We start from the raw sequence: 20,153 nt of genomic DNA on the forward strand, positions 1-20,153 counted from the left end.
CTGCCTTGTCGATTCCAGGTTCGCAATGGCGCTCTTGCTGCCATTTCGTTGACCCCGCACGCAATACACCCCATTTAGAAATGATGCCGCGCAAAAACGAAATGACCGACAATGAACTGATCAGGACCTGGAGGCTGTCACCTGCAGCGACTATGGGCTCGGCCGTGCGCGCGAAAGGGATTGTGCAGGAGATCCAGGCTCGCCTCGCCGTCAGCGCGAAGAAGTCTATTTCCTTGGAAGGCAACGAGATCACCTTGGCGATGCCTGTCGCAGCGAAGGCCTCGTTCAATGCAGCAGCATCCGTCGTCACAAAGGCGATGAAGGAAGCGGAGACGTTCCCCGTCATCCCACGTGAGATTCAGGACATCCTGACCATCAAAAGCACCGAACGGCATCGCTGGCTTGCCGATGGACGCCTTCCAAGTGCCGGGACGAGAACTGTCCGGCTGAACGGTCGCGCTCGGCAAATTACCTTCCATGTCTTTGATCCCAAAGTCGTCGAAGACCTTATGGACCGGGGTACCGTTTACGAATGGCGAGTAGAGGACGCCGAGGCGAAGGCTGAAAGACGGCGAAAGGCTGCCTACCATGCCAAGCTGACGCGGTCGCTCAACAAGCAGCAGAAGTCGGACGAGACGTCCGACCACGGCCTGAATGATGAAGCGGCTGAACTGCGAAGATGGCAGGAGTTCGATCGTGACGGTTTCCTGTGGAGGCAGTCCTGACCCTTCTCAATCTGAAAATCGAAGAATGAACGCACCAGCCTCTCAGTCGGTCATCCCTCAAGACACCTACACGGAATTACGATAACCCCGTGTAGCAGACCAACTGCGTTTTGCAGAACGGCATCCCTACTCCCGACGATAAAAGACCATGCCTGCATGGTGGAGAACGTCATCGACGAAGTCACCATCGGCCGTGAACCCAGTGTCATCCCAATACTCGATGTGGTTGTCTTTGACTTCGTATCGGCCCTGATAAGCACTAACCCGCGTTCCACGCGCTTCATCGTAGCGACCGTTTGGTAGGAGATCGTGACGAATATGCCCATCGGATGTCACCCACATCCCCACATATGTCTTTGGCTTCTGAACGCTGGTCATTTCTGACCCAACACGGGTTCAATTGACTTCGGCTCTACAACCCAGGCATAATTGATCTCATGACGAATCTTCCATGCTCCGTCGACGCATGTCCATGCCAGCTGTGAGCGGGCATCAAAGGCAATGACCTCGCCGGTTAAACGCTCCAGCCGACCGACAAAACCAAGTGTTGTCGATGCGACATCATCGCCAACCAACGCATCTCCATCGCGGATACCATGACGGACCGAACGGGCAGCGTCCTGCAGGCTTTTCCAGTTGTCGCCATAGCGGGCGGCATCGTTAAAAAGCTGCGTATCTCCCGGTGCAAAATTGTCCCAGAAAACCCCTTTCGTGTTGTTTAGATCATAAAATTTACCAAGCTTATTGGCAAAATCATACGCGCTGTCGCCTTCGTCGCGTTCCCAGCCTTTCATGATCCACTCTTTGTGAAGAGCAAGAGGCGCATTTGCCCCTTCTTGCTGACAGGACGTAGCGTTTGCCGAAACGGGTGGAACAAGGGCGCTAATGACGAGTACTGCGGTTCGAAATGTCGTGAGTTTCAAGGTAACTTCCTTATTGATGTTGGAAAGCATCAGATAGACAGATCAGAATGTTCAGTGTAGTCTCTTTTTGGTAACGTCATTGGTTAGTAAATTTGTACAATGAAGCTTGATTTGAATTTGCTTCCTGTTTTTCTGGCGGTTGCTGAGGAAAAGAATTTCCGTGCGGCAGCTGATCGTTTAGGCGTTACCCGGTCGGCTGTCAGTCAGGGCATTCGTCGGCTGGAGGATTCATGTGGCGCTGCTTTGGTTGCGAGAACCACAAGGTCCGTCCATCTGACGGAGGTGGGCGAACAACTTCAACGCGACCTGGGTCGACCGCTCTCTGACATTATACAAGCGCTTGATTTTGGGGCAGTCGACAGCGAACCACGGGGACATCTCCGTGTGGCGGTGACCTCTATTGCGGAGGATTTTCTCTCCGGTCCTCTTCTTGCATCTTTTGCTTCAGCCTATCCCCATATCACGATCGACATAACCGTTACGGACGAGGAATTTGATATTGTGGCGGAAGGGTACGATGCTGGCGTCAGGCTTGGAGAGGTGATCGAAAAAGATATGATTGCTGTGTCGATCACGCCTCCGCAGCGCGAAGCAGCGGTTGCCTCACCTGCCTATCTTACCACCTGTGGAACGCCGGAACACCCGAGGGATCTGGCACACCATCGCTGTATAAATTGGCGACCTGCGCCCAACATCGCACCGCACCGCTGGGAGTTCGAGGAGGACGGAGTGCCGTTTGACATTGTGATCCACCCTTATATGACGACCAATGACCTTCGACTCATGTTGCGTTTGGCTCTCAGCAACGCCGGGATAACGTTCGGGGTCAGGGACACATTCCGTCCCTACATAGAGTCCGGGGAACTGACCCCGATTTTGGAAAACTATCTGCCGAGTTTTCCGGGCTTCTTCCTGTACTTTCCTGAGCGCCGCAACATGGCTCCGAAACTGCGAGCTTTGATCGATCACATACGAAGGCGGCGATAATGGTTTTTACACATTATCCAGATCTGAAAGCGGCTCCGCTTTTATTGGAAATGCTTTAGTGTCCAAACCCAATCAAGCTATTGATGATCTGCGTATGTCATGGTTCATTTCTGCTTTAATTGGAGATTGGGACCATGGCAGGAGAATTTGGCTTAACGATCGGCAGTGGGCGGTGATTGCTCCTTTGCTTCCAATCAACCAACCCGGTGCTATCGCACGGACGACCGCCGGGTCATCAGCGGGTCATTCATGTCCTACGATCCGGCTGCCAATGGCAAGATTGTCCAGCCTGCTGTGGGCCTCCAACAACCATCTACAACCGTTTCCATCGCTGGTCTGCCAAAGGCATGTGGCGGCGACTGTTTGAAGCCATGCTGCAAACGAGCGATAGAGACATTCACTTGATTGATAGCACCACTGCAAAAGCGCAGCGATCAGCTGCCGGCGGAAAAGGGAGGCCGATGCTGAAGCAATCGGTCGCTCGCGCGGCGGCGGATCGACAAAGATCCATGCTGTTGTCGATAGTCGCGGCCGTCCAATCGCGCTGCTGATTACACCTGGGCAGCGCGGCGATGCGCCTGTTGCCATTCCATTGCTCGAACCTCTGCCTCCCAGCCGCCTATGCGCTGCGGGGTTTGAGTAGCAACGGAACAGAAAACCTACATGAGGATCTCGTCGCCAGAATTTGATCATGTTTGATTACCGGCCCATTCCGCGCGCGTCACCTCATACCAGACTTCGCCATGCTCACTGCCGGAAAGGTTGCCAGGATTGCAGGGAACAGTGCGGGTATGTTTCATGCCGATCTTCTCCATGACCCGCCGCGATCCTTGGTTCACCATCATGGTGCAAGCCACCACCTTGTCATAACCGGCAATGTTGAACCCCCAGTTGACAAGAGCAGCGGCGCCCTCCGACGCTAATCCCTGGCCCCAATCTTGCCACCGTAGCCGATACCCGACTTCGGCTAGCTTTTCGCTCTCTGGGAAAAGACAGAACCAGCCGACGAACTCGCCATTTTCCTTCCGACGCGCCGTCCAAACGTAAGGCTCTTTTCCTCTGGGCATAAGGAATGTGACTTTGTTCGGATCGGTGTTCTCATGGTCGACTGCACCGCCATTTAGAAAGCGCATCACCTCTGGATCACGTTCCAAATCGATAAAGTCAGCGCAGTCAATTGGGCTGCAAGGACTGAGCAGTAGGTTTGCTGTTTGCAACACGGCCATTTCGGTATCCTCAAAGCCTACTTTTATTACCAGATTGCAGCTACGATCAGTACTACCGGATAGCACACTGCAGACGGAGTTTTGACAAGTTGTAGTCTGCGGGCGGACAAGGAAAGTTCGGGGCAGCACCCATGGGCCACGCATTGATGTTCAAGCCTGCGCTTTGGCGCCAAGCACGTCGACCAATATCCGCAAGAGGTGATGGATTGAGACGCAGTCCGGGGCAGCTTTACCATTGGAAAAACTAAAAGCTGTCCACCCACTGCCGTACACGCGACTCCTCCCGTCTGACGACGACCGGCTTATGTAGGTTTTCTGTTCCGTTGCTACTCAGACCCCTTCTCCAGATCGATGCCCACATCGATTGGCGCGACAAGGTGAATGGTAAACGCTACGGTTATTCGAGCCCAATGCGGCGGGCAAGCGAGATGCCGCATGTCACCGGTATCGTCTAGGTTGCGCTATGCTGTGTCGGAACAACCATGGTATTGAGGCCGCTCTGCAACAAATTCTGGACGGCGCGCGGGTCGTCATCACTCTCACTGTGACAGCATCGATCCTAGCATAATGCCAGGCCTGGCCGCGCGGACGCAGGGAGGCCTGACGTACACGCGGATATCGACGGAACCTCAGCTCTGTTTACTCATATAAGCTTTTTATATGCGATATTACGAATATAATTTTGCCAACGACGATGAACTGCCAAGCATGTCAACACAGCTATGGTACCCTTGCAGTAATAGGGAACGTCCGGCCTTACTGTCCGTCAGAGGCAATGGAGATCGCGAGCTTTCCGATTTGGTGACTTTCCCCTCATCGGGGCCGTCAGCCGCATCACACGTTGCGTTGATCATGCAAGGGAGCAGCTACCCCCACTTTTTCTAGCTCGACATTGCCGATCACGGCCGAGACGTCCTAATTATCGTTCCAACGGTTCCCTGAGATCGGCACAACCTCTGCCTCATATCGACATACTTTGAGTTCCATTTTTTACATTATCTGTTTTTTAAAATATTCTGATGTGGTGCGCTTAGCTGCCAGCGTAATGCAAGGTTTGTAAGTCGACGTCATGTTAGTCCTCTATAAAGCATTCCCGTGGAACGGCTTTGCGCGCTGTGAACTCCTGTTTTTGGCAGCGTAAATGCAGACGCAATAGCGTCAGTACAGTCGCCGTGTACGACAAGCACGCGGGATCGTTTTAGCGTGAATTGCGTTGTTCGTCGCACATCAAAGGGGACAACGCATGCAGGATAACTTGACACCTTACGCACTCGTGGCTGACGATGATCCGTTGTTGAGAATGGATGCGTCCGACATTCTGCAGGAAGCAGGCTTCAGGGTTCATGAGGCCGCTGGCTATGATGATGCTGTTTCGATCCTGAAAGAAGCCGGGGCCTCAATACAGTTGCTGTTTACAGACGTTCAGATGCCCCCAGGCCAGATGAATGGTTTCCATCTGGCAAGGCACTGCGCTCGGGACTGGCCGGATATCAAGATACTGGTCGCCTCCGGCCAGATCAAACCAGGGCCCGGCGACATGCCGGACGGTGCAGTTTTTGTCAGTAAACCCTTTTCCTCAAAGGTCATCCATGATCGTCTTCAGGAGCTTTTGCCAGACGGCCAGAAACCGGAGCCGCTTCTGAAAATGGCTCATAGGTCCACCCGAAGCTGATAAACAATCGGGGAACTAATGTTAGCCCTGCCGATTATGAGGGTCCACTAGGACCATCAACATGCCAGATATTCAGTCAGTCGGTAAAAGCACGGTTACGCGCGCCGAAGCCAAGGCTCTGCGAGAAATGAGTAAAGCGACTAGAGAGAAATGGGTGTTGCAGCGATTGCAAAGCGAAGCTGATCGTCACACGCGAGCGGTTGAACGGTTAAGCCGTATCAATACAGGATAAGGCCATCGAAGCCAGTCAGCCGTCATTATTCTGATTGACCATGCCGGGTTCTCCCATGAACATACAGCCAGCTGAATTTGTGGCACTTATTATTCGAAATGTGAATCGTCCGACACCTCTGTGCAACATCGAAATTAGACAGATGTTTCGTGTTGCAATCGCGATGATCCGCAGCATGAGGGCCGAGACGGGTATCCCATTTCTTCAATCCGAACTGCAAATCTTATCGCGCTTTGAAAAGCTGTCTGCGACAGCGCATCTCTGTCCCTATGATACGTTAATGACGGCTTTGCTCGATGCTGCTGAAGAAATTCGAACGTTGGCAATCGTGATTGATCGTCTCCAACGGCGCAATCAGACTGCGAGCCAGTGAGCCTCGACTGCCAGGCGAATGCAAGATTGATAATTGGTTTTGATGCCAGCGTCGTGGGCCGAAGCCAGCAACGCTTCTTGTGACACATCAATGACGGTGTCACGCGTAGGAAAGACGGCGCTCCCAAAGGTTCCGAACATCTTATTCGGCCAGATCAACGAACCAAAGCGACCTCGCTCATATCGAAACGCAAGCGCTCGGCAAGAAAGTTAACGAATGCCCTGATCCTCGGCGAGAGATGGCGACTGGTTGGCCAGAGCGCGGCAAACTCCCCTGTCTCTCGAATGTAGTCGTCCATAAGAGGTACCAGACACCCGTCGGCAATCTGGTTGTAGACGGCAAAAGGCGGCAGAAACGCAATCCCGAACCCCTTTTCCGCCAGATAGATCAACGGCTCGATCGTCGTCGCACTTATGGTCTCCGGAATCGTGAAATGGATACTGTTGGCCATCATGAGCGGCCATTCCGCAAGTTTGCCCGTCGCGGGCGACCTCTGTCGTAAGCAGGCATGCGAGGCGAGTTCCTCGGGCGTTTCGGGACGGCCACGCAACTCCAGATATTGCGGAGAAGCGACTATTTGCCCGCTGAACCGTCCAAGGCTCCGGCGCACCAGGCGGCTGTCCGTAGCTGCCCCCGTCCTGATCACCACGTCGAAGCCTTCCTCAACCACGTCTACGATCCTGTCACTGTAGTCGAGATCGAGCTTTCTCACCATCCTGACCGAGGCACTTCCCGCCGGACTGCTTCCCCAGATCGCAGCCGGTCTTGGGATAGATGAGTCGGCGGCGGGGCAGCTCGTCACCGTTTACGCGATCGGTTCCTTCCTGGCAGCCATACCCTTGACGGCCGCAACCCGCACCTTGCGTCGCCGTCGGCTTCTCATCTCGGCGCTCATCGGGTTCCTTCTGGCCAACTCGATAACAGCGGCCGTGGACAGCTACGCCGTCGTCCTTGTCGCCCGGTTCGTCGGCGGCGTATCTGCTGGATTGCTGTGGGCGCTAATGGCGGGCTACGCCTCACGCATGGCGCCTCCAGGAATGGAGGGACGCGCGATGACAATCGCGCTGGCAGGAACGCCCGTCGCGCTGTCCATCGGCATTCCCGCCGCGACCTTCGTCGGCCTTGCACTCGGTTGGAAGTCAGCATTCTGGCTGATGAGTTCCATCTCAGTTCTCCTGATACTGTGGGTGATGTGGAAGGTCCCGGACTTCGCAGGGGAAGACAAGGACGGCGACAAGCCATCCCTGCTCTCCGTCTTCACGATGCCCGGCGTTCGACCGTCGCTGTTCGTGACACTGGCCTTCGTCCTTGCGCACAACATCCTTTATACCTACATCGCACCGCTCCTTCAGTTTCTCGGGACTGTCGGTCAGACCGACCGAGTGCTTTTGGTGTTCGGCCTCGTTGCGCTCGCCAGCATCTTCATCACGGGCGCGCTGATCGACAAGTTCCTCCGCCCACTCATCCTCGTTGGCCTGGCGCTGTTCATGGTGGCATCCGTGACACTGGCCTTCGCAACCGGATCGACGCTGGCGGTCTACGCAGCGGCAGCGATCTGGGGTCTTGCGTTCGGCGGTTTTGGGCCGCTCATCCAGACTGCAACGCTCAGGGCTGCAGGAAGCGCCGCCGATGTCGCCACGTCCATGATCGTCACGCACTGGAATGTCGGGATCGCTGGCGGAGCCGTCGCAGGCGGCCTGGTTCTCGATCACCTCGGACCCGCCGCCCTCCCATGGTCGCTTCTCCTGCTCCTGATCCCAGCACTGGCCATGGTCGCCTTGATCAGAACTTTCGGCGCCCATGGTGCGGGTTTCAATCCGACAAAACCAGTCGCCGCTCACTAACTAGCAATCTATCCAGCAAGCATGACAGGAAAGACAATGACGACTTCGACAAAGACCTGGTTCATCACAGGCGCATCGCGAGGCTTCGGCCATCTTTGGGCCAAGGCGGCACTCGAACGCGGTGACAAGGTTGCGGCGACCGCACGCAACACAGCCGCGCTCGGTCCGCTCGTCGAGCGGTTCGGGGACTCCATTCTGCCGATCTCGCTCGATGTCACCGATCGGAATGCTGTCTTCGAGGCGGTCGCCAAAGCCCATCAGCACTTCAGCCGTCTCGACGTCGTCCTCAGCAACGCTGGCTACGGCCATCAGGGAGCGGTCGAAGAGATCACCGAGCCCGAGGCGCGTGCCCAGATTGACACCAACCTGTTCGGCACCATGTTCGTTGCACAGGCAGCCCTGCCGTTCCTGCGTAAGCAGAAGTCCGGACACATCATCGCCGTGTCGAGCGTCCTTGGCGTGTTCTCGCTCCCGAACTTCGGCATCTACAACGCCTCGAAGTTCGCGGTCGAAGGGCTGCTCGATGCCCTGTCACAGGAAGTCGCGCAGCTCGGCATCAAGGTCACACTCATTGAGCCAGCGGGCTATGCGACAGACTTCAACGACCCGTCGTCTGCCAAGACTTCGGAGCCGAACCCCGCTTATCAGGGTGTCCGCGACGGTCTCGCTGCTGCTTTCGCGAACTACGTGATGGGTAAACCCGAGGCGACCCCGTCGGCAATCCTGAAGCTGGTAGACAGCGACACCCCGCCGCTTCGTCTCGCCCTCGGCGCAAGCGCCGTCGGTGACATCACGGGTGCCTATCAGGGCCGCCTGGCCACATGGGAATCCTGGCGCGACGTTTCGGAAAAAGCGCAGGGCTGACATGGGAAACCGCGCTCGCCGTTCATACATGGATAGCGAGCGCATATCATTCAGGATTACGGAGCCGCATCATGACCAAGCTATCCATTCTCGAACACGTCAGGGTGACGACCGAGACCGACGCTGGTCAGGCGCTGAACAACGCGCGTGATCTCGCCGCTCATGCGGAACGCTTCGGCTATCACCGCATCTGGGTCGCCGAGCATCACAATATGCCGACTGTCGCGAGTGCCGCGACCGCCGTCGTCATAGGTCACATCGCCGGAGGCACGAAAACCATCCGTGTCGGCTCAGGTGGGATCATGTTGCCCAACCACGCCCCCTACGTTATCGCCGAGCAGTTCGGCACCCTCGCCCTGCTCTACCCCGGCCGCATTGATCTCGGCCTTGGCCGCGCGCCCGGGACGGACCAGATGGCAGTACGCGCACTTCGCCGCCCGCCCGAAGCCTCGGATCAGTTTCCGCAAGACATCCTTGAGCTGCAGGCCTACTTCGCAGAAGCGAGTCCGAACCAGCGCCTCCAAGCGGTGCCAGCCGCAGGGACGGATGTACCGCTGTGGATATTAGGCTCGAGTAACTTCGGTGCCATGCTGGCGGCCCAGCTCGGCCTGCCTTACGCCTTCGCATCACAGTTCGCGCCCGACTATCTCCTCCCCGCTCTCAACATCTACAGGAACGCCTTCCAGCCGTCCGAGCAACTCGACCGTCCGTACGTCGCCATAGGCATCAACATCATCGCCGCCGACACAGATGCGGAAGCCCGCAGGCTGGCGACATCCCAGCAAATGTCATTCGTTGGCATGTTCCGAGGTAGCCACGAGCTCACGCTTCCACCGATTGATGACATTGAGACTTACTGGTCGCCGTCGGAAAAGGCCCAGGCAGGGAGGATGTTGGAAAGGTCGATCATCGGATCGCCCGAAACCGTCCGCAAGGGCATCAACGCGGTCATTGCGGAGACACGGGCCGACGAGTTGATGATCGTGTCCGACATGTTCGACCATAAAGCCAGAATACGATCTCTGGAACTTATTGTTGAAGCTGCGGGCACGGACAAAACATCCGCACCGGTAGCAAGGAAGTTGTAAGACGCATTACCCGTCTAAACCAATCTACGGGAGCCCTTCGCCGACCGGAACCATTGAGCGTCTGCCATGTTCAGTTACCAAGAGAGACTAGGAACATGGCAGACGGACTCAACGATACTCCTACTGATTACAGGACAAAGCACAACAACTCTCCACGGACGGGGCGCGGACGCTCAAGGTGGACGATGATGGCGCTCGCTGTCTTTTGGTGTCCCTCGTGGGATGAGCTCTCATGAATCCGGGCGAAGAGAGCGGATCTGCTCCGCCCTCCCCGATTGGCAAAGAAAACACCAACGCCGGTCCCGTTCTCTATTTGATCCGCCTGCCGTATATCTGTGCTCCTTTTATGTTCAGGGGCGATGAAACCTCAAACCTCCGCTTGTTCAACAAAAATACTTTAGCCGATCTATCTGGTGACATGGGGTGCACTTCATTTTTTTGTTTCTGAATATATTAGAAATTAAAATATTAAATCGCTGCGGTTGTTTTATTTGTGCCTTTAGCGTGGCATGATCGCGTGAAGACAAACTATGTCGAAAGGGGAGACAAATGCTTTGGTACGACAGCCGCGCCCGTGATCATTTCATAAAATTTAGTACGTGGGATACTCTTAAAAGCTGGACTGGTGACGAGAAAACGTCAGCGTTCAATGATCTGAAGAGCTTGCAGATATCTATTGTCGGATCGGTCGTTCTGCCTGGTGATCCTGACTACGATCAAGCGCGCATGTTATCTAATCCCAGGTTCTCGGCATTTCCCGCGATTATCGTCTATTGTGAGGTGGATTCCGATGTTGCCACCTGCCTGTCATGGGCGCGGATGCGGAAGTTGCCCGTGGTTGTCCGCTCGGGCGGACACAGTACGGGCGGCTTTTCGGCGCAGAACGGTTTCCTGATCGACGTCAGTCGCCTTAATGATGTTGTCGTCGACGTCAGCGAACGTACCGTCTGGGCGGGGCCGGGCACCACTTTCAGGAAGTTCAATGCCAAGATTGAAGCTTTCGGGCTGCATACACCGGGCGGCGCATGCCCTGACGTCTGCGTTGGTGGCTACATGCAGGGTGGAGGTTATGGCTTCACTGCAAGAATCTTCGGCATGAACTGCGACCAGGTGATAGCGGTGCGTGTGATGTTAGCGGATGGTCGCATGGTTTACGCGGATGCGACGACTAACCGCGATCTATTCTGGGCTGTTCGTGGCGGAACCGGAAGCAACTTTGGTGTCCTGATGGGGGTCAAATACCGGCTCTATGAAGGTGAGAAATTCTCCGGCTTTTCAATTGTCTGGTCGCTGGCAGATAACGCTGCAGCGGAAAATGCTGCAAAAGCACTAAGCTGGCTGCAGAAGAATTTCATGCGCGCCCATGCGCCCCCAGATGTCGGCTATCAAATGATATGGGCGTTCGAGGGGCCGCAGCCTACAGGCAAACAACCCGTCATGATGATGCGTGGCATGTATCGCGGATCGCATGAGAACCTACAGGCAATACTTCATCCGGTACTGGCCTTACCCGGGGCTACGCTTCAGGCACTCTACAACAGCCAACCATATTCGTCGCTCAACAAAATGTTGCTTACCGAGCCCTATGAGGTTCCGGACTTCCCGCCCAACATGACACCGATGCCGCCCCCTGAGGCAAAACTAAGCCGTTACATCGATCGCGAGCTAGCACCGGAAGAATGGCTGAAGCTCCTTCAGTATTTTTTGACATCCGCGAGTCCATATACGATTGCTGCTATGGAAATCTACGGAGGTGCCATCGAAAGCCAGCCGGCGCTGGGTAATGCCTTCATCCACCGAGCGGTCTATTGTGATCTGTTCCTTGACGTGTTCTGGTCGAACGAAGCGGAACAGGCGGAGATGTTGCGTTATATCGAGGGCTGGAGCCAATTGATTGCCCCTTTCTGGAGTGGCTTCGTCTACCAAAACTATCCAAGTCCTGTCGATCTGGAGTTCGGGACTCATTATTGGGGAGCCGTTTATCCTCTGCTTGGGATGGTCAAGTTAAAGTATGATCCCGATGCCGTTTTCTCCTATCCACAAAGTATCGTGCCGGTAGTAGATCCCACTTGGAAGGATCACGACATTGGATTGTCGGATCCAATCGAATGCGAGCCGTCTTGGTGAAAAGCGCCCGAAATCGGCGAGAGGTCCGCGCTTGGTTGCAAGACCTCGACCTGGAGCAATACACCGAGCGTTTCGGTGCAGCCATCGTCGATCTCGAGGTCCTGCCTCACCTACGCGAGTCCGATCTCAGGGAAATTGGAATAAGCGCACCTGACCACCGGCGGAAAATCCTTCACCATTTGCCTGAACTGTCTCGGGAGCACGAGGCGGGTCCTGGCGCCGAACTACGCTATCTCACCGTACTCTTCTGCGACCTGGTAGGCTCCACACAACTGGCTGAATGTTTGGGTGCTGAAGCCTTTTGGGATTTGTTGGTCCGTTACTATTCTGCAGTCGAGGCCGCCGCCGTTCCTCTTGGTGGATATATCGCCCAACATCATGGCGACGGGGTGTTGGTCTATTTCGGGTACCCGACTTCCATGGAGGATGCTGCCTTGCGCGGTGTTCTCAGTGCCTGCCGCATGATAAAGGAGGTTGCCGCGCTGAAAACCTTGCGCAGTCAAAGGGTGGAAGCACGCGTAGGCGTTACAAGCGGCCTGGTTGTGGTCGACAAGGACCTGCCTTCGGGTAGTTTTGGAGCAGGTCACGCCATCGGCCCGACCGTAAATCTCGCCGCGCGCCTGCAATCGGTCGCCAAACCCGGCCACGTAGTTGCCTCGGAAACGACCGTCTCGCTCGTTGGACACCATTTCCGTACCAGATCGCTTGGAAAACACCGCTTGAAGGGCATCAAATCTCCCTTGGCAATATTCGAAATCGAGGGAGAGCGTTCGGGGGATCTGTCCGCCGCGATAACGAGTCAGCCCATCCGCGTTCCCTTTTTTGGTCGCACGCACGAGTTCAGAAAGCTTGAGGAGGCATGGTCCGCCGTCAAAGCGGGTGGCTCACGCGCTGTCCAAATCGTCGGCGAACCAGGAATTGGAAAATCTCGACTTGCGACTGAATTTGTCGCCTCTATCGAGCGTTCCGGGTATACGGTACGCCGGATATCCTGTCAGCCACAGAGTGAAGCTATTGCTCTGCATGCATTTCTCGATTCGTTGCGGACCGACAAACCAGAATCGTCTTTTTCGATGCGGTTTCTCGACGCGTTTAACACGCATAAGGACCAAAACGCGATCACCCGCCGCGCGCGCCGTAGCGCCCTGATTGACGAGCTTATCGATCATTTTGTTGCCGGGGACCGGCCGCGTATTTTCTGGTGCGACGACATCCACTGGGCAGACCCTTCGAGCCTTGAGGCACTTTCCAGACTGCTGGCGAGACGGATGCCGGGTCTTCTGGTAATCACGGGCGCACGTGATGAGGCCGGTGCCAAATGGCGAGGCATCCAACAACACCCAAATGATATGGATTTGCTTGAACTCGAACCATTGCCGCCCGCCGATACAAAAAAGATAATCGCTCACCTCCTGTCCGGGGAAAGGGCTGGAAAAACGCTTATCAGCACCTTGGCGAACCGCTCCGAAGGAGTGCCCCTGTTTGCCGAGGAATTGGCCCTCGAACTCAAGCCTTCTAAAAGCAGGCGCCATGAGACAACCACCAAGGAAATCCTCCCTTCCAGTTTGCAACAGCGCTTGCAGGCGAGGATCGCGCGCCTGACTGTCGGGCGGCCTCTCATGCGGCTGATGTCATGCATTGGACGATCGGTTTCCTTGCCGCTTCTTCGCGGCTTGTGTTCGGACGATGAGCGTATCGATAAAGCGCTTGAAGAAATAACATCCGTCGGGCTAGCGGAGGTTCGGCTTTCGTCTGCAGATGGAGAGGAGAATCTTCTCATCTGCCGGCATCAGCTGATACTCGACTGCGCCTACGAGATGATTTTGCGTCGTGACCGGGTGCTCTTGCACGGGCGCATCGCCGACGTTCTCTCAGAGAGAGCTGCCGATGGTATGCCTGTCCACCCCTTGATCCAGGCCGAACATCTGGAACGGGCGGAAAGACTAAAGGAGGCCGCTGTTCTTTTTGGCGAAGCTGGACGGCTAGCTGCCGCCCAGTCCGCCGATGCCGAAGCGGCTTCGCTGCATCGTCGCGCGCTGGATCTTACCCGGCGATTACCGCCGTCTGCGGATGGCTGGCAACTGCAGTTTGAAGCCGACACGCTCCTCTTACTCTATCCCGCAATAGTCGGGGCAGCTGGTTACAGCGCGGCGAATGCCGAGGTTACCAAACGAATTGAGGAACTTGTCCCGCGGCTCGAAGGCTCCGACCGTCTTCTTTCCTCTGTCTTTATCCGTTGGCTCGATCATCTCGCGCAGGGCGACATAGACACGGCACATGGTCTTACCCTCGGACTTGCAGATGCAGTACCCGCTGCCACAAACAGCCTTCAGTCTCTGATTGTCAATCGCATGCTCGGATCGACGTTCATGTTTCGCGGCGAATTTGAGCAGGCTCGCGCCCATCTGGACAGTTTCCTCAAGGAATTTAGGGATGACCAGCATATTCCAGCGCTCAGTCAGTTTGGCGCAACTGACAATTACATTACAGTCTTGTGCTGCCTTGCTGCTATCTCAGCTTTTGTTGACGATGCGGATACTGCACTTCAAGCCAGCCAGCGAGCGGTTTCCGCCGCTGAAACGCATGGGCACATACACACCCTCTGCCATACGCTGTGTTTCGGCGCTGCGTTACCGGCCGGTCTGCGACAGGATTGGAAACAACTCGCCGGTCATCAAAGAAGACTCCGTTCAATTGGAAAAAAGCATCAGTTGGGCTTCTGGGAGTGTTTTGCGGTCATGCTGCAAGGCATATCTGTCGCTGCCAAGGGCGATGTGGAAAATGGCAGCGCCATATTTTACCGCGCTCGAAACAAGCTCGCCGGACAAGGTTTTTATTTTATGGGGCCGACATTCCGTTTGCTTTTGTTTCTTGCCTGCGGCAATGCGAGGCCACCGGGGAGCTTGGAAATGTTGGAGAACGAACTGCTCAGCGGTGAAAGGTGGGGCCTGCATCTTTTACGAAAACTGCCTACCGGTACAGCCGTATTGGGAGGCCGCTAGTAGCTTGCCCTGACTGAAAAACTTCCATTGGGCCCATAGCTGACGGTATACGTCGTATAGCCTGCGGAGAAGTCGCATTCTGCGGCCGAGGACGTTGCCGTGGCGTAATCAATCACGCTACCGGTGGGGTAGGCGTATGCAGCGACGTAAAAGATCTGCAACACTGTAATAGAGACGAGCTGGTTGGGCGGCGCCTGAATAAAGCTGGACAGGATGACGGAACCATCCTGATTGACCGCCGCATTCCCGATTTTATAAGATGGAACAGGCGGTGTGTAGGCCGGGACCGAGATGCAAAAGGCTCCCGGCGAAATATTCTCTCTTGCAACGGCAGGCGACAGCCCGACGGGATCCACCGACATGATCGTGAAGTTGGCTGAACTGCTGCCAGTGCCTTGCGTCGGGCTCACCTTTTGCACTGCAGTTGTCTGAGAGGCGGCCGCGGCCGCAAGCGATCGCGAAAGGAGGTAACTTTCGGTCGTTGAATTTGAGAAACTGTTGGGCATCGTTTCCTGTGCGCCCGCGTACACTTGTGGATCGACTGAAAATGACAGTGCTGTTCCTGCTTGGCTAAAGGGCCTTAAAGGCTGGCAGTCGAGGCTCGTTGAAACAACTTCAGCGGGACTGTCGTATCTGGACGCGGCTTGAAATAGTGAGAAGGGCAGGGACTGCGAAGAATTGTTGATCACAACAATTTTGAAAAGAGCTGACATTGTCACGATCCCTCCTGTGTGCACCATAGTCTATCGCCGACTGCCCAAGTTGAACTCCGCCCCGGCTTCTGCGGGACGGTAAATATTGCACGCTTCTTGCGAAAGCTGATCGATGAAGCTGGAGTTTATCTCTTCAAGGGCACGGAGGCGGAGGATTGTTGCAATTGTTAACGTAAAACGTTGCCGTAGCCGGGTCGATCCTGTTGGCGGCCTGCGCGTTGACAAAGCTCGTCTGGCAGGTCGGCGGTGCAGCTGATTGCGGTTGCGCGTTAAGTCTGGCGACGTAGTTCTGAACATTGACCCCGCAGATGACCGTCGGCTGACCAGCGGCGAGCGTGAGATTTGCGGGCCAGGCGCCCGCGAGATATGCGTTGCCTTCGCAAGCCGGCGTGCGGACGGTGATGTGAAGAGCCGTTGCGTTATTCAATGTCAAGTGGATATCAGGGTTGTCGGCGAGTGCGCAAACCCAATGGTTGCCGGTACTGAGCGACTTGCAAAGGCCGGTTTGGGCGGCATTGCCGTAAAGCGTCAGAGCCTGACATTTGGCCACCTGCGCCAGCGTCTGCCCTGCAAAGCTGCAAGTGGCAGCCGAGATGAGCGCAAGAAATCCAATAAATTTTTTCTTTTGCGACATAAGTTTCTCCTTCATTACAACGGTGCGGAACATTGTTAGGGCACGGCTTAACAAAAACACGATACACGCGTCAGGCGGCATTGGCCGTGTTGCCAAAGCTCTTCAACCAGGGAGGTGGGCTGCATCCCGACGAAAAGGCCATTCCGATAGAGACCTCTTCGAGGGGAGCAGTTGATCGGTTTAGTTCATGTTGACGGTCCAGTTGCCATCAGTGTTGTAGGCGACATTGGCGACGGAATAACCGCCGGTAAAGTCGCAAAGAGCTGCGTTCTGCGAAGATTGCGTGAAGTTCATGTTCACGCCTGCAGTGTAGGTACCGGTTCCCACATAAAACTTCAGGACCGGCTGGCAATCGATGTTCTGCTGCGGCTGTGCCAGCACGAAGTTCGAGAGAACGATCTGTCCATTGGCACTCATGGCCGAGCCGGCGTAGAATTGCTGTGCCGGTGGCTGGTAGATACCGGTCGTGATGCGAAACGCGCCCTGCTGGACGCCCGGGGTCGGGCTTGCCTGCGTTAGGCTGAGCGGGGTCGGGGTCATAATCGTCGAGTTGTTGGATGAGCCGGTGGCAGGCGTCAGGTCGATCGGCTGAATTGCGGACGAAAAACCATTGATCTCGCCCGGAATGGGAACTGCATTGTTTGTCTGCTGGACCCCAGCATAGAACTGCACATTCGTCTGGAACGTGAGAGACGATCCCTTGCTCGCCGGTGCCAGTACTTGGCTGAAAAGGCTGTTCGAATAAACTGCGGATCCGCCGGTGTAGCTGGCCGGTTGCTGGAAGAAAAAGAAGGTGTTGTTGACCGCCTGATTGTTAACGACATTGATCGTGAGAAGAGTCGACATATCCTGTATCCTTGCTTTTGGGGTTGCAGTATCTTCAAGCAAGAGCTGCGTTCTCTCAGCACTGAAGATGCTCGGAAGGTAGGACATGTAGATATTTCGGAATGTGCAAAACCTCACAGACCGATGACAAGGCTTTCCAATAGTACCGCTGTAACTGGAATATTATATCACCATACGGCATCTGAGAGGCGTAGTTTTGGCTTGCACTGCCGGTCTTCACCGGTTCCCGCAGTCTATCCATGCAGCGCTTTGTCAAGATAGAGTTGAAGCTTGTTGCGGTCGGTGAGCAGAAATGCACCTCGGTTGCGCGTCACGAGGCCATTGCGAATGAGAACATTGAGTTCTCGAGTGACAGCCTCCCGGTGGCTTCCAATTCGGGCCGCAAGCTCGGTGTGAGTGGGAGGCGGTGTTATGACGTGAAGATTTGTGGAGCGCGAGGGCCTCGATAGTCGAAGCAGTTCAGCTACCAATCTATGCTTCATCGCAAGCGCGGATGTTTCATTGACACGATCAGTCAGGGTGCGCACCAAATCGGTCAGCGACGTGAGCACCTGCATTGCTACCGTCGGATGAGTGTGAAACGCGTTCAGGAAAACCTTTGCAGGCATTGAGGCGACCAGTACATCGGTGAGGCAATGTATATCTGCGGACCTGGGCCGGTTGTCTATGGCCGCGACTTCGCCGAAATATTCACCAGCTGAAATGTCTCGCATGATCGATGCCTGCGCGGCGATACAAATGCTGGCTCTCACTTTTCCGCGAATGACGAAGTAAACGCTGCTTCCGGCGTCAAGGGTGTCGATGATGACTTCATGAGGCCTGTAACTGCGCCACTTGCACTGGCGCTCAATAGCCTGCCGATCCTGCTCGTTGAGAGAGGAAAACAGCTTAATTGTAGAAAAGTCAGCTCGTCTGCTTTGCATTCCGAAATTCTCTCTTGATCCCCACGGTCAGCGGGCGTCTAGATAGAGTATAAAAGAGTATTCGTATATTAGAAATTATCCTCTAGCTGTATTCAGGACCATTTGAGGCTATCGCGTTGGTTTCCCGCTGAACAATGGATGGCGTCAACATTGGATTGTCGATCTCTGGCCAGCCCAGGCTTCATCCTACCTTCGTTCACCTGACCGACCTCCACATTGGAGCGCCGGAGCTCTTTGATGACCATCTGCTTTCCGATACGTCGTCAACGCTTGCGACAATCCTTGACGATATCAAAAGCATCGTTCCACAGCCTGACTTCATCGTGGTCAGCGCCGATCTGGTCAGTCGCGGAGAGAGCATCGATCTATGAAGAGCTGCAATGGATAGTTAATAATGCCGGCCTGAAGCCGTAAGCTTAAGCGATGAAGTGCGCGTCTGTGAATGCGGAAACGTTGGAGATACCTGTGATCGTAATTAAGGTATCGCCTGCGTCCAAAGCGCCATTAGCGCTTTCCGCAAAGACGTATGCGTCTTCCTCGTATGTTAACAATGCGAAGTCATTAGCTGGTGATGCAACAAGCAAGTCGGCGTCAGCTGTAATGTTACCGCGTTGAACATTGTTCAAATCGACTGTGTCATCTAGAGCACGGAAGTCGAAAAAGTCCGCAGTGCTGCTGAATTCACCCATCGTTACTAGCGTCTCGATAAAGTCGGCATTGATTGTCGTATCATCCACCGTGCCCACCGTACCAGGGTTATCAATGGAGAACAAATCGTTACCTGCGCCAGCATTAACCGTCAGGTCGTTCGCCTGGTTTGTGTCCACCGTGATCTCGGTTACCGTGCGAAATGCTACCTTCGCATTGCTCGCTATCACCATCGTTTTAATAGCAGCGTCTACATCAGACTTTGTAGCTGCAGTTGTCGTTATACCTCTAAGGAAGGCGCGGGCAGCGTAAGTAGCACCCAAACCAGTGTAGGAGGCAACTTCAACGGCTGTATCGAGCGACTGTGTGAACATATCAGCAGCAGCAATTTTGTTGGTGACGATGGCCTTGTCGGTGCTCCATGCGGCGCCGTCAAGGATCGCGATAGCAATGTTGTTGATCGTCAGCTTGCCTCTGTTCAGCTCTCCAGTGAAATACTCAAGGCCAGCAGCATCAGCGTCGCGATTAAACAGCGTCTGGTAGATCGTGTTGATAACCTGTGCGTTGTTCAGACCCGTGAAACGGTCCGTATATTCTGGCTGACCGGCCAGGTTGCCGATTGCTCTGAGGTCTGCTCCGTTGTTGGTGACGCTGTTAAAGTAAGCGAGGCCTGCTGGGTCAGCCGGGCGACCGAAGAGGGCAACATATATACCTTGAATAGTAGCCACTGAACAAGGATCCTTCTGGTTAGACCGTTGGGTCACGCTGTTGCTATACGTTATAGTTGCATATCAATATAAGAATATTCTTATTTTAATAGTTATCTGCTGTTTATAGCTGTTGGAGGGATCAGTTTGAAAATAATAAAATCAATAAATCAAAAAAATACGACTGAAAAACATTAAAATTTTTGAGGATATTTTCTGATTTTTTACTACCGCGAAGGTTGATATTTGGCAACTGACCTAGCGTTTTCAACGAATCCCGCGTTAAGATGTTCACAAATCGCTAGACAGCAGTACACAACCAAATTATTGATTCTCTAATATGAAATCCGGTCGCTACATTCGCACTAAAAATGAAATGTTCGAGTTGCCGCAACTGTCGGCCACCGTCCGCCAGGATTTCAATGCGAGCAAGGGCGTCAAGCACCGGGCTGATGTTTGGTTTGATGAACCTTCAACTGAATTCTGTTTCCGTGCAGATCGGTACGAACAGGAAATTACTTTGCTACACTTCGACAGTCTGGGGCCGCGATTTCAGTCGGAGGAAGTGGTTGAAGATGTATTTGACCGGTTCAATTTGAGCCAGTAACGGATCAGTCAG

General features: G+C 54.7%; 22 protein-coding genes and 2 pseudogenes. 15 read left to right on the plus strand and 9 right to left on the minus strand.

Annotated elements, in window-relative coordinates; translation table 11 throughout:
* Nucleotides 1–80: 80 nt before the first annotated feature.
* Complete coding sequence (locus IFT84_RS11160; RefSeq protein ID WP_446737592.1) at nucleotides 81–725, plus strand: hypothetical protein; 645 nt, start codon at nucleotides 81–83, stop codon at nucleotides 723–725.
* Between the two features lie 126 nt (nucleotides 726–851).
* Here the strand turns inward: IFT84_RS11160 and IFT84_RS11165 are convergent.
* Nucleotides 852–1,076: pseudogene (locus IFT84_RS11165) on the minus strand (Atu4866 domain-containing protein); the annotation flags it as partial.
* A gap of 23 nt (nucleotides 1,077–1,099) precedes the next feature.
* A complete protein-coding gene (locus IFT84_RS11170; protein ID WP_192119357.1) occupies nucleotides 1,100–1,648 on the minus strand; it encodes a hypothetical protein in 549 nt (182 codons plus the stop codon).
* A 99-nt stretch (nucleotides 1,649–1,747) separates the two neighbouring features.
* Here IFT84_RS11170 and IFT84_RS11175 point away from each other — a divergent pair, with 99 nt between their 5' ends.
* The 3 genes from IFT84_RS11175 (at nucleotide 1,748) to IFT84_RS21775 (ending at nucleotide 3,278) form a co-directional block, all read left to right on the plus strand.
* Nucleotides 1,748–2,635 carry a LysR family transcriptional regulator gene (locus IFT84_RS11175; RefSeq protein WP_192119359.1) on the plus strand — a complete coding sequence of 296 codons (888 nt, stop codon included), beginning with the start codon at nucleotides 1,748–1,750 and terminating at the stop codon, nucleotides 2,633–2,635.
* Nucleotides 2,636–2,841: 206 nt separating this feature from the next.
* On the plus strand, nucleotides 2,842–3,186 hold the full coding sequence (locus tag IFT84_RS21770) for a transposase (RefSeq protein ID WP_446737593.1): 345 nt from the start codon (nucleotides 2,842–2,844) through the stop codon (nucleotides 3,184–3,186).
* On the plus strand, nucleotides 3,141–3,278 hold the full coding sequence (locus IFT84_RS21775) for a hypothetical protein (RefSeq protein ID WP_446737594.1): 138 nt from the start codon (nucleotides 3,141–3,143) through the stop codon (nucleotides 3,276–3,278). Before IFT84_RS21770 ends, IFT84_RS21775 begins: the two co-directional genes overlap by 46 nt.
* Nucleotides 3,279–3,324: 46 nt before the next feature.
* Here IFT84_RS21775 and IFT84_RS11185 read toward each other — a convergent pair whose 3' ends face one another.
* Nucleotides 3,325–3,861, minus strand: coding sequence for a GNAT family N-acetyltransferase (locus IFT84_RS11185; protein ID WP_192119364.1), 537 nt, complete (start codon nucleotides 3,859–3,861; stop codon nucleotides 3,325–3,327).
* Between the two features lie 332 nt (nucleotides 3,862–4,193).
* On the opposite strand from IFT84_RS11185, the pseudogene IFT84_RS21435 reads away from it, so the two are divergent.
* From IFT84_RS21435 to IFT84_RS11200, 4 genes and pseudogenes are all read left to right on the plus strand, one after another.
* Nucleotides 4,194–4,479 (plus strand): annotated as a pseudogene (locus tag IFT84_RS21435) (arginase family protein); the annotation flags it as partial.
* A gap of 625 nt (nucleotides 4,480–5,104) precedes the next feature.
* Nucleotides 5,105–5,533, plus strand: a complete 429-nt coding sequence (locus IFT84_RS11190) for a response regulator (RefSeq protein ID WP_192119366.1) — start codon at nucleotides 5,105–5,107, stop codon at nucleotides 5,531–5,533.
* Nucleotides 5,534–5,594: 61 nt separating this feature from the next.
* Nucleotides 5,595–5,765, plus strand: a complete 171-nt coding sequence (locus tag IFT84_RS11195) for a hypothetical protein (RefSeq protein WP_192119369.1) — start codon at nucleotides 5,595–5,597, stop codon at nucleotides 5,763–5,765.
* A gap of 55 nt (nucleotides 5,766–5,820) precedes the next feature.
* Complete coding sequence (locus IFT84_RS11200) at nucleotides 5,821–6,138, plus strand: hypothetical protein (protein ID WP_192119371.1); 318 nt, start codon at nucleotides 5,821–5,823, stop codon at nucleotides 6,136–6,138.
* Nucleotides 6,139–6,292: 154 nt separating this feature from the next.
* On the opposite strand, the gene IFT84_RS21440 is transcribed toward IFT84_RS11200, so the two are convergent.
* A complete protein-coding gene (locus tag IFT84_RS21440; RefSeq protein WP_192119373.1) occupies nucleotides 6,293–6,853 on the minus strand; it encodes a LysR substrate-binding domain-containing protein in 561 nt (186 codons plus the stop codon).
* A gap of 37 nt (nucleotides 6,854–6,890) precedes the next feature.
* On the opposite strand from IFT84_RS21440, the gene IFT84_RS11210 reads away from it, so the two are divergent.
* From IFT84_RS11210 to IFT84_RS11235, 5 genes are all read left to right on the plus strand, one after another.
* Nucleotides 6,891–7,982, plus strand: a complete 1,092-nt coding sequence (locus tag IFT84_RS11210) for an MFS transporter (RefSeq protein WP_342212868.1) — start codon at nucleotides 6,891–6,893, stop codon at nucleotides 7,980–7,982.
* A gap of 36 nt (nucleotides 7,983–8,018) precedes the next feature.
* A complete protein-coding gene (locus tag IFT84_RS11215) occupies nucleotides 8,019–8,846 on the plus strand; it encodes an SDR family NAD(P)-dependent oxidoreductase (RefSeq protein WP_192119375.1) in 828 nt (275 codons plus the stop codon).
* Nucleotides 8,847–8,917: 71 nt separating this feature from the next.
* On the plus strand, nucleotides 8,918–9,934 hold the full coding sequence (locus tag IFT84_RS11220; RefSeq protein WP_192119376.1) for an LLM class flavin-dependent oxidoreductase: 1,017 nt from the start codon (nucleotides 8,918–8,920) through the stop codon (nucleotides 9,932–9,934).
* 549 nt (nucleotides 9,935–10,483) lie between these two features.
* Complete coding sequence (locus tag IFT84_RS11230; protein WP_192119380.1) at nucleotides 10,484–12,061, plus strand: FAD-dependent oxidoreductase; 1,578 nt, start codon at nucleotides 10,484–10,486, stop codon at nucleotides 12,059–12,061.
* Nucleotides 12,043–15,063 carry an ATP-binding protein gene (locus IFT84_RS11235; protein WP_274603602.1) on the plus strand — a complete coding sequence of 1,007 codons (3,021 nt, stop codon included), beginning with the start codon at nucleotides 12,043–12,045 and terminating at the stop codon, nucleotides 15,061–15,063. The genes IFT84_RS11230 and IFT84_RS11235 overlap by 19 nt, the downstream gene beginning before the upstream one ends.
* On the opposite strand, the gene IFT84_RS11240 is transcribed toward IFT84_RS11235, so the two are convergent.
* The 4 genes from IFT84_RS11240 to IFT84_RS11255 all read right to left on the minus strand — a co-directional run bounded on the left by IFT84_RS11240 (nucleotide 15,060) and on the right by IFT84_RS11255 (nucleotide 18,179).
* Nucleotides 15,060–15,776, minus strand: coding sequence for a hypothetical protein (locus IFT84_RS11240; protein WP_192119383.1), 717 nt, complete (start codon nucleotides 15,774–15,776; stop codon nucleotides 15,060–15,062). The two genes, IFT84_RS11235 and IFT84_RS11240, sit on opposite strands and share 4 nt — an antisense overlap.
* A 133-nt stretch (nucleotides 15,777–15,909) precedes the next feature.
* Nucleotides 15,910–16,491, minus strand: coding sequence for a hypothetical protein (locus tag IFT84_RS11245; protein ID WP_192119385.1), 582 nt, complete (start codon nucleotides 16,489–16,491; stop codon nucleotides 15,910–15,912).
* Between the two features lie 99 nt (nucleotides 16,492–16,590).
* Complete coding sequence (locus IFT84_RS11250; protein WP_192119386.1) at nucleotides 16,591–17,256, minus strand: hypothetical protein; 666 nt, start codon at nucleotides 17,254–17,256, stop codon at nucleotides 16,591–16,593.
* Nucleotides 17,257–17,489: 233 nt separating this feature from the next.
* The gene (locus IFT84_RS11255; protein ID WP_192119392.1) at nucleotides 17,490–18,179 is read right to left on the minus strand and encodes a Crp/Fnr family transcriptional regulator; all 690 of its coding nucleotides are present in this window, start codon (nucleotides 18,177–18,179) and stop codon (nucleotides 17,490–17,492) included.
* A gap of 134 nt (nucleotides 18,180–18,313) precedes the next feature.
* Here IFT84_RS11255 and IFT84_RS11260 point away from each other — a divergent pair, with 134 nt between their 5' ends.
* Nucleotides 18,314–18,550 (plus strand): hypothetical protein, encoded by a 237-nt coding sequence (locus tag IFT84_RS11260; protein ID WP_192119394.1) that lies wholly within the window; start codon nucleotides 18,314–18,316, stop codon nucleotides 18,548–18,550.
* 45 nt (nucleotides 18,551–18,595) lie between these two features.
* Here the strand turns inward: IFT84_RS11260 and IFT84_RS11265 are convergent, their stop codons facing one another.
* A complete protein-coding gene (locus IFT84_RS11265; RefSeq protein WP_192119396.1) occupies nucleotides 18,596–19,555 on the minus strand; it encodes a DUF4214 domain-containing protein in 960 nt (319 codons plus the stop codon).
* Between the two features lie 319 nt (nucleotides 19,556–19,874).
* On the opposite strand from IFT84_RS11265, the gene IFT84_RS11270 reads away from it, so the two are divergent.
* Complete coding sequence (locus IFT84_RS11270) at nucleotides 19,875–20,141, plus strand: hypothetical protein (protein ID WP_192119402.1); 267 nt, start codon at nucleotides 19,875–19,877, stop codon at nucleotides 20,139–20,141.
* Nucleotides 20,142–20,153: the final 12 nt, after the last annotated feature.

The organism is Rhizobium sp. CFBP 8762, from assembly GCF_014841565.1.
Taxonomy (GTDB): domain Bacteria; phylum Pseudomonadota; class Alphaproteobacteria; order Rhizobiales; family Rhizobiaceae; genus CFBP-8762.

Excerpts from the sequence above, each read along its gene's own strand:
- IFT84_RS11160 (WP_446737592.1), top strand. The coding sequence starts at position 81 with ATGATGCCGCGCAAAAACGAAATGACCGACAATGAACTGATCAGGACC.
- IFT84_RS11175 (WP_192119359.1), top strand. The coding sequence starts at position 1,748 with ATGAAGCTTGATTTGAATTTGCTTCCTGTTTTTCTGGCGGTTGCTGAG.
- IFT84_RS11185 (WP_192119364.1), bottom strand. The coding sequence starts at position 3,861 with ATGGCCGTGTTGCAAACAGCAAACCTACTGCTCAGTCCTTGCAGCCCA.
- IFT84_RS11190 (WP_192119366.1), top strand. The coding sequence starts at position 5,105 with ATGCAGGATAACTTGACACCTTACGCACTCGTGGCTGACGATGATCCG.
- IFT84_RS11195 (WP_192119369.1), top strand. The coding sequence starts at position 5,595 with ATGCCAGATATTCAGTCAGTCGGTAAAAGCACGGTTACGCGCGCCGAA.
- IFT84_RS11200 (WP_192119371.1), top strand. The coding sequence starts at position 5,821 with ATGAACATACAGCCAGCTGAATTTGTGGCACTTATTATTCGAAATGTG.
- IFT84_RS21440 (WP_192119373.1), bottom strand. The coding sequence starts at position 6,853 with ATGGTGAGAAAGCTCGATCTCGACTACAGTGACAGGATCGTAGACGTG.
- IFT84_RS11215 (WP_192119375.1), top strand. The coding sequence starts at position 8,019 with ATGACGACTTCGACAAAGACCTGGTTCATCACAGGCGCATCGCGAGGC.
- IFT84_RS11220 (WP_192119376.1), top strand. The coding sequence starts at position 8,918 with ATGACCAAGCTATCCATTCTCGAACACGTCAGGGTGACGACCGAGACC.
- IFT84_RS11230 (WP_192119380.1), top strand. The coding sequence starts at position 10,484 with ATGCTTTGGTACGACAGCCGCGCCCGTGATCATTTCATAAAATTTAGT.
- IFT84_RS11235 (WP_274603602.1), top strand. The coding sequence starts at position 12,043 with ATGCGAGCCGTCTTGGTGAAAAGCGCCCGAAATCGGCGAGAGGTCCGC.
- IFT84_RS11240 (WP_192119383.1), bottom strand. The coding sequence starts at position 15,776 with ATGTCAGCTCTTTTCAAAATTGTTGTGATCAACAATTCTTCGCAGTCC.
- IFT84_RS11245 (WP_192119385.1), bottom strand. The coding sequence starts at position 16,491 with ATGCCGCCTGACGCGTGTATCGTGTTTTTGTTAAGCCGTGCCCTAACA.
- IFT84_RS11250 (WP_192119386.1), bottom strand. The coding sequence starts at position 17,256 with ATGTCGACTCTTCTCACGATCAATGTCGTTAACAATCAGGCGGTCAAC.
- IFT84_RS11255 (WP_192119392.1), bottom strand. The coding sequence starts at position 18,179 with ATGCAAAGCAGACGAGCTGACTTTTCTACAATTAAGCTGTTTTCCTCT.
- IFT84_RS11260 (WP_192119394.1), top strand. The coding sequence starts at position 18,314 with ATGGATGGCGTCAACATTGGATTGTCGATCTCTGGCCAGCCCAGGCTT.
- IFT84_RS11270 (WP_192119402.1), top strand. The coding sequence starts at position 19,875 with ATGAAATCCGGTCGCTACATTCGCACTAAAAATGAAATGTTCGAGTTG.